Genomic DNA, 13197 nt, shown 5'->3' with positions numbered 1-13197 from the left:
TCTGCGGAGAGGGCGATCAGGCGGTCAGCCCGGGGTGGACGAGGGAGGCCGCGACGTCGATGGCGGATGCCACGTCGATGTCCGACGAATAGAGGAGAGTGCGGCCGACGGTCAGGCCGCGCACGCCGGGGAGCGACAGGGCGTCCTCCCAGGACGAGAACGTGTCGTCGGGGTCTGCGCCCGCGTCGCCGCCGAGCAGCAGCACGGGCAGCGTCGTCGCCGCGAGCACGCGTTCCATGTCGTCGACGACCGGCAGCTTCAGCCACGTGCTGGCGCTGCTCGCACCCAGACCGCTGGCGATCGCGATCGACAGCATCACGGCATCCGGGCTCAGGTCGTTGACGACCCGGCCGTCGACCCGGCGGCTGAGGAACGGCTCGAGCATGATCGGCAGGTCGGCCCGTGCGGCCGCGGTCACCGCGTCGGCCGTCGAGGCCAACGTGGGGGCCGTCCCGTCGTCGTCGAGGTTCACGCGCAGCAGAGCCTTGGCGAAGTCGATGCCGGAGTCCACCATCGCGGGCACGTCGTACCCGGTGTAGCGGTCGTCCATCTCGAATGTCGCTCCGCGGAGCCCGCCGCGGTTCATCGATCCGACGACGATCTTGTCGTCGAGCAGGCCCAGCATCGCCAGGTCGTCGATGATGTCGGGGGTGCCGAGCACACCGTCCACCCCCGGATGCCGCAGGGCGATCGCGAGCCGATCGAGCAGCTCGTAGCGGTCGGCCATGGCGAACGGCGACCCGCCGACCGCGAGCGCACCGCGCGCGGGGTGGTCGGCGGCGATGATGAACAGCCGTCCGTCCCCGCGGATGATGTCGCGGCGGCGGCGTCCGGCCAGCGTCTCGCGGATCGCGTGCGGCGACTCCGCGCGCACCGTCCGGAGTCGGTGGAAGTCCTCTTCGGTCAGGGCTGTCATCTCACGCATCTCCGTTCACGACCTCGGCGACCTCGCGCTCGGTCGGCATCGCCGTCGAGCATTCCCGGCGTCCGGCGACGATGCCGCCCGCCGCATTCGCATAGGTCAGGGTCTTCTCCAGCTCCCACTCGGCGAGCAGTCCGTGGCAGAGCGCACCGCCGAACGCGTCGCCGGCACCGAGTCCGTTCACGACCTCGACCGCGGTCGCGGGGATCTCGACCTGCCTCGACCGCGTCTTGGCGAGCACGCCGCGGGGTCCCTGCTTCACGATCGCCAGCTCGACGCCGCGCTCGAGGAGCGCATCCGCCGCACGCTGCGGGTCGGTCTCACCGACCGCGACCTCGCACTCCTCGCGGTTTCCCACGGCGACCGTGGCGAACTCCAGCGCCCGCTGGATCTGCGCGCGGGCCTCGTCGAGCGTCTCCCAGAACATGGGGCGGTAGTCCAGATCGAACACCGTGTGCGCTCGGCGCCCGCGCGCCCGGAGAAGGTCGAGGTGCGTCTGCCGGCTCGGCTCCTCGCTCAGGCCGGTCGCGGTGAACCAGACGAGCGCGGCCTGCCGCACCGCGGCCTCGTCGACGTCTCCCGGCCGGATCTGCAGGTCGGGGGCGGTCGGTTCGCGATAGAAGTACAGCGGGAAGTCGTCGGGCGGGAAGATCTCACAGAACGTGATCGGGGTCTTGTACGTCGGGTCGGTCGCGACGTACCGGCTGTGCACCCCGAGGCGCTCGAGCTCGGTGCGCAGGTACCGCCCGAAGGGGTCGTCACCGACACGGGAGAGCAGTGCGGTGTCATGTCCGTACCGTGCGGCGGCGACCGAGACATTCGCAGCGCTGCCGCCGAGGTACTTGCCGAAGCTGGCGACCTCGCCGAGGCCGACGCCGTCCTGCAGCGGATACAGGTCGACACCCAGGCGCCCGATGGCCAGGATCTCCGGGACCGGTGTGTGCTCGGTCATCGTGCCCCCTCTCCCTCGATCATTTGTCTTAACATTAGCACTTAGTCGCTCTCTTGCCGAGATCAGTCGATCACCCGGCGGATGCTGAGCATCCCGCCGCCGACGGCACGAGCAGCCGCCGCGTCGAAGGCGCCGTCCTGCACCTCACCGGCCAGGTCGACCCGCGCCCAGTCGCCGGGTGACGTGAACGCCACCTCGCGCTCCTCGGTCAGGTAGTTCACGAACCGGAGCTCGGCCTCGGTGCCGACGCGTCGCGCCGACTCCAGCACCACATCACCCGACAGCCGCACGGGGAACGCCGCCTCGGGCAGCGGGCCGTCGGCCGCACCCGAACCGCGGACCACGAGCGGGTCGTGCCGGAAGAGATCGGCGGCGCGCACCGCGGTCGCATCGTCGGCGCCGACCAGGATCGCCAGATCGGTGTGCACGGCGACCCCGAGGTACTGGGCGCCCGGCACGGGGATCTCGGATCCGGCCGGCTCGTCGCGCAGCGGGTGCACGTTCACGCTCATCATCCCGACCGAGCGCGACAGCGTGACCGCGAGAGCATCCGGCGCGTCGGCCGTCGACACCAGCTCGTACTCCGACAGCTTCTGCACCAGCACCGCGGTCGAGCCCGCCGCGGCGAAGCGGTACGCCGGATAGGTCGGCAGCGGGAATTCGCCCCAGCCCCCCTCGGCCTCGCGTCCGCGCACGGTCGTGCCGTACTGCCCGGCACTGCGGGAGGAGTCGAGCCCGGCGCCGTCGACGGGCACCAGCACCCGGAGCCGGTGGTCGGAGGCGGTGTTCACGTAGTCGATGCCGACGCGCAGGAAGCCCTCGCCCTCGCGCAGCTCGATCGTGGTCTCGGTCACGAGCGGCACCGTCGAGGTCGAGCGCCGGCGGTCCGCGTCCAAGCGCTCCGGCAGGTCGTAGACCCGGCGGATGCGGATGCGTCCGCGCAGCGGCCCCTCCTCGAGCACGGTCACCTCGACCGACGAGGGCGTCGAGACGGCGGATGCCGCATCGACCGGACCGTAGTTGTACGAGTCGCCGCAGTCGCCGTCGTCGACGAGAGCGAGCGCGCCGTCGATCGACGAGCCGTCCGCGCCGTCGATGCGGACGGTGCCGTCGGCGTTCACGGTCGCGGTGAGGGCCCCGTTCGAGAGCGATCCGCTCGTCACGGTGACCGCGTCGGCCGATGCCGGCGCCGTGGTCTCGCCGACCGCGGCGAGCGCGAGCCCGTCGACGTCGACGGCCAGGAGCGCCCGGTGCCGGGGGTCGGCGATGGTCTCGACGTGCCAGACGTCGTCGCCCGCGGCATCCGCGGCGACGCGCTCCTCGAGCTCGACGGTGAACGCGGCCAGGTCCCACACGCCCTGCGGGCTCTCGGCGACCTGGAAGCGCAGCGACCGCTCGCCCCACTCGTATCCGTTGATCTGCTGGCCGAAGAGCTCGCGGCCGTGGATGCGGCGGAGGATCTTCGGCAGGTCGGCCGTGCGCATCCGCTCGTCACCGAGGACGGTGGTCAGCGGGTCGAGCAGCTGCACGCCCGCGGAGAGCGAGCCCGCGTCGACCCCGTGCAGCGTGACCTCGACCTGCGCGCGCCGCGTGAAGCCCGAGGGGTTGAACACGAGGTGCAGCGCGGGCGAGACGGCCGTCGAGACGTCGCGGAGCACGGTGTCGATCACGCCGCGGGCGATGTGGCCGGCGGTGTGGATGCGCGTGCCCACCTGCTCGGCCGTCGCGTCGACGCCGCATCCGGTCACGGAGTCGTGCGCGGTGCTCTCCACGATCCGGTACCAGGCCGTGTCGAAGAAGGAGCGGTGGTCGCGGGTGCCGTACATCAGGTCGAGGCGCTCGGCGGCGGTGAGCGCCTGCTCGGAGCGGGCCATCTCGCGCTTGAGGTTCGTGCGGATGGAGAAGACGCCGGGGAGGAGGTTGCCGCGGGCGTGCGAGCGCATCTCACCGTGCACCTGCGGGAGGGCGGCGAGGGTGGCGGCATCCGTCGCGTAGCGGGCGAGGTGGCCGTCGAGCGTCGCGATCGAGAGGTGCGGTTCGCGCCCGCCCGCGTCGTAGTCGCGGATGACCTCGGCGAGATCCTCGGGCGGCGCCGAGTGGTCGGTGCCCAGCATCGCGAGTACCGGGTCGTCGCCGTACCAGGATGCGGTGCGGGCGGCGTAGTCGGGGGCGAGTTCGGGCAGCTGCCCCGGCAGGGCGAACATGTCGAGGCCGTTGCCGTAGCCGTCGAAGAGGTACTCGCACCGCACGGCGTCGCCGTTGGGGGCGACCCAGGAGAAGGCGTGCTCGGCGATGTCGGCGGGGACGCCGCGCCAGAGGGCGCTGTGGCGGATGCCGAAGCCGGACAGGATCTGCGGCATCTGGGCCGCGTGGCCGAACATGTCGGGGAGGTAGCCGACGGGCATCGTGCGTCCGAGGCGGGCGCTCGCGGCGCGGCCGAGCTCGAGGTTGCGGATGATCGTCTCGCCGTCGCAGCCGAACTCGTCGAGGAGGATGAGGAACGGACCGACGCTGAGCTGCTCCCGCTCGACCAGCGCCACGACCCGGTCGCGCATGTCCGGGCGCATCTCGAGGTAGTCCTCGATCGCCGCGGCCTGTCCGTCGAGCGTGAACCGGTACTCCGGCTCCGCCTCCAGGATGCCGATCAGCCGGTCGAGCATGTGCACCAGGCGCAGACGGAATACATCGTGCGGCTCGTACCACTCGCGGTCCCAGTGGGTGTGGGGGACGACGACGATCTCACTGGTCACGGGCGGGGACTCCTGATTCTCTGGGGAAAGCTGTGGGGCGTGCGGCCGGTCAGGCGCACAGAGCGGCGATGCTGCGGTCGGGGTACAGCAGGTAGTGGGGGCCGGCGGAGCGCGCGGCCGGGAACGCGACGCGATCACCGTGCACCGAGCGGCGCTTGCCGGCACCGTCGACGAGGATCAGACCGTCGGCATCGATGGCGAGCAGTTCGTCCTCGATGCGCAGGAGCACGGGGGCGGTGAAGAGGTCCGGTGCGGTGAGCCCGTCGCGCACGGTCACCCCGCCCATGATGGCGGTGCGCCCGGCGGCGACTCCGGCGAGGATCGCCTCGGGCGAGGCATCCTCCGCCGCGACCCAGGTCGTCGGGGTGCCCGGGCCGACGCCCTGACTCTGCATGTGGAAGTCGGCGCCGCCGAGGAGCACGGCATCCTTGTCCCACCGCTCGTGGAAGGCGAGCGGCGAGGTCGCGATGAGCTCCCGATACCAGGTCGAGTGCCACAGCTCGATCGCCCGCGGGGTGCGCTCCAGCGGATGCAGCCACGAGCAGTCGCCCGAGATCGGGTGGTTCACGCTGAGCACGCCGCCGCGGCGCTCGACCTCGTCGACCCACTCCTGCGCGGGGCGGCGGAAGTCGATCCAGCCGATGTCGCCGAAGGCGTTCGCGTGACCGCGGTGCGTGGTCACCTCCTGCCCGGGGAGCAGCGTGATGGCGTGCTGCATCCCGACAACCGGGAGGTGCGCGTGGTGGCTGGTGGTGTTGTGGTCGGTGACGGCGAGGAAGTCGAGCCCGGCCCTCGCGCCCAGTGCGGCGAGCCCCGAGATGCTCTCGCGGCCGTCGGAGTGGAGGGTGTGGGCGTGGAAGTCGCCGGCGAACCAGCGCAGGCCGGCGGGCGCCGGGAGGTTTCTCGAACTCCCCCGCGGGACCCCGGTCACGGGAGCCGCATCCGGTCCGTGATCGATCGTCGACTCCGCGGGGAGCGAGATCTCGACCGTGATGTCGGCGCCGCCGGCACTCAGCCGGTGCACGCCGAGGATCACATTCCACTCGCCCTCCTCGGGACGCCCCGGCAGGTACCCGGGCGTGGCGTCGTCGGTGCGGATCACGTACGCGGTCCGCGCTCCGCCCGACCATCCGCGCCACCCTGCGGCGCCCTCGCAGCCGAGGTCGATCACCGCCGCCTCGCTGTCGTAGGAGATGCGCACCTCGAGCGAGTCGGTGCCCGCGGGCACGTCGAACGGCACCCGCACGTAGCGGTCGGCGTTCTGGATCTCGTGGGTGAGGTGGAGGGTGGTGCGGATGGTGCTCATCAGCCGATCCGCTCGGTGCTCTCGGCGTCGAACAGCAGCACACGGTGGAGCTGCGGGACGATCCAGCCGCGGTCGCCCGGCGCCGGCTCCTGCTCCTCGGGCACGACGACCTGCAACTTGTGCTCCCCCGCACTCACGAGCACCAGGCTCGTCGCACCGAGGGTCTCGGTCACGACGACCTCGGCGGCGATACCGCCCTCGACGGGCTCGGTCGACCAGCGCAGGTACTCGGGACGGATGCCCCAGATCACGGTCTGGCCGTCGCGCGCGGCGGCGGCGGCTTCGGCGGGCACCGCCACGTCGGACTCACCGATCCGCACGGTTGCGCCCGAGACCGCGGTCTCGAGCAGGTTCATCGGCACCGAGCCGATGAACCCTGCGACGAACGTGTTGTTCGGGCGGTGGAAGATCTCGCGCGGCGAGCCGATCTGCTGCAGCTTGCCGGACTTCATGACGGCGATCCGGTCGGCGAGCGCGAGCGCCTCGGCCTGGTCGTGGGTCACGAACACAGTCGTGACACCCAGGTCGCGCTGCAGCTCCTTGAGGAACGTGCGCGCCTCGAGGCGCAGCCGGGCGTCGAGGTTCGACAGCGGCTCGTCGAGCAGCAGCACGTCTGGCCGGGTCGCGACGGCGCGGGCGAGAGCCACGCGCTGCTGCTGACCACCGGAGAGCTGGCCGGGGCGGCGCTCGATGAGTCCGTTCAGCGACAGTCCGTTCGCGACCGACTCGGCCGTGGTGCGGCGCTCGGTCTTCCCCACGCGGCGGATCCGCAGCGGGTAGGCGATGTTGTCGCCCACGTCCATGTGCGGGAACAGCGCGTAGTCCTGGAAGACCATCGCGACGCCGCGCTCGCCCGGCTCCGCATTCGTGACGTCTTTCTCGCCGATCGTGAGCTTTCCGGAGGTGATGCTCTCCAGACCCGCGATCGACCGCAGCAGCGTGGTCTTCCCGCAGCCGGAGGGGCCGAGGAGCGCGAAGAACTCGCCGTCCGCGATCTCGACGTCGACACTGTCGACGCCGCGCACCCCGCCGGGGTACTCCTTGACGAGTTCGGTTGCAATGATGGCGGCCATCAGGACTTGATCCCTCCGTGGAAGCGGAAACCGTAGCGACGGTTCACAAAGAAGTAGATGAGCAGGACAGGCACCGAGAACACCAGCGAGAACGCCGAGATCAGTCGGAGGTCGGCCTGGCCGCTCTCGGTGTAGAAGGTGTACATGAGCACGGCGGCCGGCTGCATGTCGGGCGTGCGCAGCAGCAGGAACGGAACGAGGAAGTTGCCCCAGACCTGCACGATCGTCCAGATCGCGATGAACGCGAGACCCGGGCGGGCGATCGGCACCACGATGTCCTTGAGGATGCGGAACGGGCCGGCGCCGTACAGCCGCGCCGACTCCTCGTACGACTTCGGGATCGAGTCCATGAAGTCCTTGAGGATGAAGATCACCGTCGGCAGGATCCCGCCCGCCAGCACCAGGATGACGCCGACGTGCGTGTTGATCAGCTGCAGCTGGTTGATGAGCTGGAACGTCGGCACCATGGCCGCCGTCCCCGTCACGATCGACGAGAGCAGCAGCAGACCGTAGAGGATGCCGTCGCGGCCGGGGATGCTGATCCGGCTCATCGCATACGACGCCAGGGCGCCGAGGACGATCACGAGCGCCATGGTGCCGACGCCGAGGATCAGCGAGTTGAGGATCGACTTCATCGCGTACGGGTTCTCGACCAGCCGCGCGAAGTTGTCGAGCGTCCAGTCCGGCCACGACACCGTCAGCGACGGGGTCGCGTCGAACGGAGCCAGGATCAGCCACACCATCGGCAGCGCGAAGAACAGCGACACGATGACGAGCACGACCGTGAACAGGATCCGCGAGACGAAGTGGGTCACCGAGCGGTCGCGCACGACCGTCTTGATGGTGGTCATCATGAGGTCACCTTCTTCTTCTTGGTGCTCTTACCCCGCGAGACGCGCGTGTACATCAGCGCGATCACGAGGTTGATGAGGAGCATGATGAGCGAGATCGCTGCGCCGAGACCCAGCTGCCCGCCGGGGATGGCGGTCTGGTAGATGTACACCGACAGGATGTCGGTCTGACCGTTCGGCCCGCCCGCGGTGAGCAGGTAGGGCGTGAAGGTGTTGAACGTCCACAGCGTGATCAGCAGGGTGTTGGTCAGCAGGTGGCCCTTGATATTGGGCAGGATGACGTCGCGCAGCTGCTGCCACGTGTTGGCGCCGACCATGCGGGCGCTCTCGAGCTGCGACGGCGGCACGGCGCTGATCGCCGAGGAGAACAGCTGCATCGAGAACGCGGTCCCGACCCAGATGTTGAAGATGATGATGCACTCCATCGGGTGCTCGATCAGCCACGCCGCCCCCTCGGTGCCGAGGAGGGAGTTCAGGGTGCCGGTGCGCCGATCCAGGAGCGCGAGCCAGAGGAACGAGGCGACCGAGGCGGGGATGACCCAGGCGGCCAGCACGAGCGTCTCGATGAAGGTCTTCACCCCCGCACGCACGTTGCGCAGCATCCAGGCCAGCGCGAAGCCGAGGATCGTCTGCCCGATGATGCCCGAGACGAGCACGAAGACGAGCGTGAGCCACAGGGAGTTCCAGAAGCGCGGATCGTTGAGAGCCGTGGAGAAGTTGTCCAGGCCGATGAACTCCGGGTTGGCGGCGGCGAAGCCGGTCAACCGGTAGTTGGTCATGCCGAGGTAGACGGTCCAGATCGCCGGGAAGAGGAGGAACAGTCCGATCAGGAGCAGACCGGGCGCCGCGAAGAGCGTGGCCCTGGCCCGACCGAGACCCGCGACATCCTCTGCGCGGCGCCGGCGGGGAGTGGTGACGCTCCCCGCCGGCATCGTTGCTTGCGTCATGGTCACTCGGAGATCGCGTCCGGACCCACGACGCCTTCGAGACCACGGACGTAGGTCTTCAGTGCATCGTCGACCGAGGTTCCGGTGGCGACGTCGAGCGTGGCCTGCTGCAGCAGCACCGACACCTGCGGGTAGGCCGCGAGTCCCGGACGGTAGGCCGTGATCGGCAGCACCTCTTCGCTGACGAAGGTGAGCATCGGGTCGGAGGAGAGCAGCTTCTCGTTCACGTCGTTGCGGGGCGAGATCGCCAGGGTGCCGGCGGCACGCGCCTCATACGCCTCGGGAGAGTTCATGAAGGCGAGCAGCTCCCACGCGAGTTCGGCGTGCTTCGAGTTGGGGTTGAGCACACGACCGGTTCCGCCGGACATCGAGACGAAGTCCTGACCGTCGATGCCCTCGCCGGGCTCGACCGCCGGGATCTTGGCGTAGCCGACGGCGCTGTCCCGGTCGACCATGGGGGCGGTTCCCACACCCTCCTCGGGGTTGATCACGGAGCGCCAGAAGTAGTCGCCCTCGAGCAGGATGCCGATCTTGCCCTCGGCGAAGAGCTGGAACGAGGTGTCGCGTCCCGAGGCCTCCTGCTGGAGGACCGGGTCGCCGAGGCCCTCGTCGACGTAGATGGTCTCGTAGAGGTCGAGCGCCTTCTCCATGCCGTCGGTCGCGCCGATCCACTTGCCGTCCTCGTACACCTGCTCGCCGGTGCCGACCAGCATGGGCAGCAGCCCCTGCATGGTGGTCGCCTCGCCCATCGCCGTGCCGGCGTTGAGCTGGATCGGGGTGACGCCGTCGAGCTTCTTGAGGTCGCGCGACGCGTCGAGGATGTCGTCCCAGCTCTCGGGAGCCCAGTCCTCGTCGAGCCCCGCCTGCGCGAAGAGATCCTTGTTGTAGTAGAGCACGCGGCCGTCGGCGCCCTGCGGCACCCCGTAGCGGTCGCCGTCGAACGAGAGGGCGTTCTGCACGGCATCCGGGATCTGCGCCCAGCCGTCCCAGTCGTCGACCGCGTCTCCGCCGACATCGGCGAGCGGCTTGATGTACCCGGCCTCGGCGAACTCGCCGACCCAGATGCCGTCCATGCCGATGATGTCGGCGCCCTTGCCCGACTGCAGGTCGAGGGCGATCTTGGTCTTGTAGTCCTCGTCGTCGACGCCCTGGGGCTGGAACTCGACGGTGACGTCCTTATCCTCCGCCTTCATGGCCTTCTCGAACTCGGGGATGACCCAGTCCGCGATCCAATCTGCCTCGGCGGCGTTCTTGCCGCCGGTGATGGAGTTGGTCGTGAGGGTGAGGGTGACCGGTCCGGATTCCTCCTCAGCCTCCGGCTCTGATCCTCCGGAGCAGCCGGCGAGGACGACCGCACCGACAGTGGTGAGGGCGAACGCCGCAAGAAGGCGGCGCTTTCCATTCGTGACCATTTCTGGACCTTTCTGTGTCGCTGATCGCCGAGCGGATGCCGCTCGGTCTCGGGTGGGGGTGACTACTGCGCGGCTTCGGCGCTCGGGTCGAGTGCGAAGCCCTTCGAGAGCGCGAGCGCGCGGATCATCCGCTGCCCGACGCGCACATCGGCGATCGACTCCTCGACGCTCGCCCCGTCGGGGCGCTCGCCGCGGACCAGTGCCGCCAGCGCGAACAGCTCGTTCTCGAAAGCCTCTTGCTGCATCCAGCGCGATTCGCTCACGCGGATACCCAGCTCCGGGTGGTTCTCGGTCACACGGAGGATCGTGGGGAGGTTGGTCACATACGGCACCCCGAAGACGAGCTCGATCGAGCCGGTCTCGTGGTGGAAGGTGACGGTCTCCTGGTAGTCGGGGTAGGCGTCGATGTAGTGCCAGTCGAGGGTCCACGGGGTCTCGTCACGGGCGAGCGCACCGCGCAGGTGGACCGAACCGGGCATCTTCCGCCCCCAGTGCTGCGCGAAGTCCACGTCGCCCAGACCCCCGACGAGCATGCGCAGCAGTCCGACGTCGTGGACGATCGAGCCGAGCACGACGTTCGTGTAGAGCGTGCGCAGGTCGACGGGGAGGTCGGAGCCGACGGCCGAGTCGACGATCGCCGACGTGGCGTCGATCAGCGGAGCGAGGGTGTCGCGGGAGACGTCTCCGGTGGGCGCCGCGAGGCGGGCGTACGCGAGCTGGGAACCGTCCAGCGGGTGCATCACCTGCACGCTCACCGCGCGCAGGTCGACGTCGGCGAGGAGCTCCTTCGCTCGGAGCGATGCGAGGTCGTACTCCTTCATGTAGCCGACGCGCACCCAGTCGCGCAGATCGATCCCCGCCTCGGCGGCGTGGGCGGCGAGCGCGTCGAGCTCGCCGAGCGAGTAGGCGAGGGGCTTCTCGGCGAGCACCCGGATGCCGGCTCGCACCAGGCGCAGCGTGTCGCCGGCGTGGGAGCCCGTGGTGGCGAGGATGGCGGCGTCGATCACGAGCGCGCCCTCGTCCTTCGCGGCGATCAGGGCGTCGACGGACGAGAACCGACGGTCGTCGGCGACTCCGTAGCGGGCGGCCATGTCGGCGGTGCGCTCGGCGGAGAGGTCGACGAGGGCGGCGATCTCGAAGCTCTCGGCGTTCCGGCGCAGCAGCGGCAGGTGGACGCTCTGGCTGATCGCTCCCAGACCGATGACGGCGACGCGGGTGATGCTCATGCGAACCACTTCCGGAGGGCGTCGCGATTGGCGATCTGCTCGGCCTTGGCCTGCTCGACCTCGGCGGCGGAGCGGGGAACCACGTCCTGCTCGACGATCAGCCATCCGTCGTATCCGCTGTCGATGATCTCGTCGACGAGCTCGGTGACGGCGAGGTCGCCTTCGCCCAGGGGCACGAAGACGCGCTTCTCCCACACCGACCGCATCGGGTCGTCGGTCTGCAGCGCCTCACGCAGGATCTGCGTGCGTGCGTCTTTCAGGTGCAGGTGGTTGATGCGGTCGCGCCAGCGACGGTAGTCGGGCAGCGGGTCGCCTCCGCCGATGAGGAGGTGACCGGAGTCGAAGGTGAGTCCGACATCGGTCGTCTCGAGCAGGGCGACGACTTCTTCCGGTGTCTCCACGTAGGTGCAGGCGTGGTGGTGGAACGTGGGCTCGAGGCCGCGGTCGCGCACCCGGGCAGTCGTGATGTTCACGCGATCGGCGAACCGGGCCCAGTCGTCGCCGCGGAGCGTGAGCTCGGGAGCACCACCGGGGCGCGCCTTGCGCTCGGCGCTGCCGGAGTCGGCGAGGGTCGGGAGCGGGGCGAGGACGGGGCCGGTCTCGGCGGCGGCGACGAAGACGTCGAGGATGCCGTCGAGGTCGGCGAGCGCGCGCTCGAATTCGTCATCGGTGCCCGCGAAGGGCAGATCGATCCATCCGCCGGCGAGCTCGAGGCCGTACCTCTGCAGGCGCTCCGTGAGATCCGCCCCGCGACCGAGGAGGCCGACCGGACCGAGGTCGATGCCCTGGTAGCCGGCTTCGCTGATCCAGCGCGCGAGCTCCTCCCCTTCGGGGAGAGCGACGAGATCCGGCCGAGCCAGCTCGAAGACTCCGTAGCTCACCGGCGCATTCGCGATACGGATCACTCGATTTCCTTTCTCCATTGAACGGTCAGACCCGAGGCCCGGTGAAAATGTTAGCAGGTAATTACATATGCATCAATCGTCGTCCGAGAAGCCCTGGACGACGACGGATCGCACCCCGTCGAGTCGCGCGATCGCGTCGATCAGCTCCGACCTCATCTCGGGGGAAGCCTCCGCGAACTCGAGCGTCGCGCGCATGTCAGAGTCCCCGTGGATCCGCGCGGCACCGAGGAGGGTGGCGGGAAGACCGCGGCGCTCAGCGGCGGCGAGCACCTCGCGGATGGCGCCGCGCTCGGACTCGTACTGCAGCGTGACCCGCAGCCGCTCCGGCTCGGGGCGCACACGATCACGCACGCGGGACAGGGGTCCGACCGTCAGCAGGTGCAGCCCCGTGCCGGCGATCGCCAGCAGCGGCATGTTGGCCCCGCACGCCATGCCGATCGCCGCCACAACCCAGATGGTCGCGGCGGAGGTCAGCCCGGAGACGGCGTTGTTGCGCACGAAGATGACGCCGGCGCCGAGGAAGCCGATGCCGGAGACCACCTGCGCCGCGATGCGAGAGGGATCGACGGCCACGTCCGGGCCGAGCACTCCCTCGAATCCGTACGCCGAGATCAGCGTGAAAATCGCCGAGCCGATCCCCACCAGGACGTGCGTCCGCAGCCCTGCGCTCTTGAGCTTGCGCGACCTCTCGACCCCGACGGCGAGCGAGAGGACGAATGCCAGGGCGAGGAGCCCGAGCTCCACGAGCAGGTGCGGATCCCCCACGATGCTCACGAGAACTCCACCATGTCCGAACAATAGCACTTTATGCATTTCACGAGCCAGGTGGCCCTCGGAACCGATGTCTCCGCGC

General features: G+C 69.7%; 11 protein-coding genes. All 11 read right to left on the bottom strand.

The features are described 5' to 3' along the window. Positions 1–16: 16 nt before the first annotated feature. Positions 17–916: a deoxyribose-phosphate aldolase gene (locus tag CQ034_RS12130; protein WP_105711241.1), complete on the bottom strand. Its 900-nt coding sequence runs from the start codon at positions 914–916 to the stop codon at positions 17–19. 1 nt (position 917) lies between these two features. Then, positions 918–1874, bottom strand: a complete 957-nt coding sequence (iolC, locus tag CQ034_RS12125; protein ID WP_105711240.1) for a 5-dehydro-2-deoxygluconokinase — start codon at positions 1872–1874, stop codon at positions 918–920. A 62-nt stretch (positions 1875–1936) separates the two neighbouring features. Next, complete coding sequence (locus CQ034_RS12120) at positions 1937–4624, bottom strand: alpha-mannosidase (protein ID WP_181156307.1); 2688 nt, start codon at positions 4622–4624, stop codon at positions 1937–1939. A 49-nt stretch (positions 4625–4673) separates the two neighbouring features. Next, a complete protein-coding gene (locus CQ034_RS19440) occupies positions 4674–5930 on the bottom strand; it encodes a CehA/McbA family metallohydrolase (protein ID WP_146114838.1) in 1257 nt (418 codons plus the stop codon). Further along, a complete protein-coding gene (locus tag CQ034_RS12105) occupies positions 5930–7003 on the bottom strand; it encodes an ABC transporter ATP-binding protein (protein ID WP_105711236.1) in 1074 nt (357 codons plus the stop codon). Before CQ034_RS12105 ends, CQ034_RS19440 begins: the two co-directional genes overlap by 1 nt. Next, positions 7003–7857 carry a carbohydrate ABC transporter permease gene (locus CQ034_RS12100; protein WP_197021025.1) on the bottom strand — a complete coding sequence of 285 codons (855 nt, stop codon included), beginning with the start codon at positions 7855–7857 and terminating at the stop codon, positions 7003–7005. The genes CQ034_RS12105 and CQ034_RS12100 overlap by 1 nt, the downstream gene beginning before the upstream one ends. Then, positions 7854–8801 carry a carbohydrate ABC transporter permease gene (locus CQ034_RS12095; protein WP_091031549.1) on the bottom strand — a complete coding sequence of 316 codons (948 nt, stop codon included), beginning with the start codon at positions 8799–8801 and terminating at the stop codon, positions 7854–7856. Before CQ034_RS12095 ends, CQ034_RS12100 begins: the two co-directional genes overlap by 4 nt. Before the next feature lie 2 nt (positions 8802–8803). Beyond that, on the bottom strand, positions 8804–10213 hold the full coding sequence (locus CQ034_RS12090) for an extracellular solute-binding protein (protein ID WP_105711235.1): 1410 nt from the start codon (positions 10211–10213) through the stop codon (positions 8804–8806). A gap of 62 nt (positions 10214–10275) precedes the next feature. Then, on the bottom strand, positions 10276–11439 hold the full coding sequence (locus CQ034_RS12085) for a Gfo/Idh/MocA family protein (protein ID WP_181156306.1): 1164 nt from the start codon (positions 11437–11439) through the stop codon (positions 10276–10278). Beyond that, a complete protein-coding gene (locus CQ034_RS12080; RefSeq protein ID WP_181156305.1) occupies positions 11436–12344 on the bottom strand; it encodes a sugar phosphate isomerase/epimerase in 909 nt (302 codons plus the stop codon). Before CQ034_RS12080 ends, CQ034_RS12085 begins: the two co-directional genes overlap by 4 nt. Positions 12345–12416: 72 nt before the next feature. Continuing rightward, on the bottom strand, positions 12417–13118 hold the full coding sequence (locus tag CQ034_RS12075; protein WP_051662376.1) for an MgtC/SapB family protein: 702 nt from the start codon (positions 13116–13118) through the stop codon (positions 12417–12419). Positions 13119–13197: the final 79 nt, after the last annotated feature.

It is taken from the genome of Microbacterium sp. MYb45 (assembly GCF_002979655.1).
In the GTDB taxonomy this organism is placed as follows: Bacteria; Actinomycetota; Actinomycetes; order Actinomycetales; family Microbacteriaceae; genus Microbacterium.
This window is presented reverse-complemented; position numbering and strand designations above follow the sequence as displayed.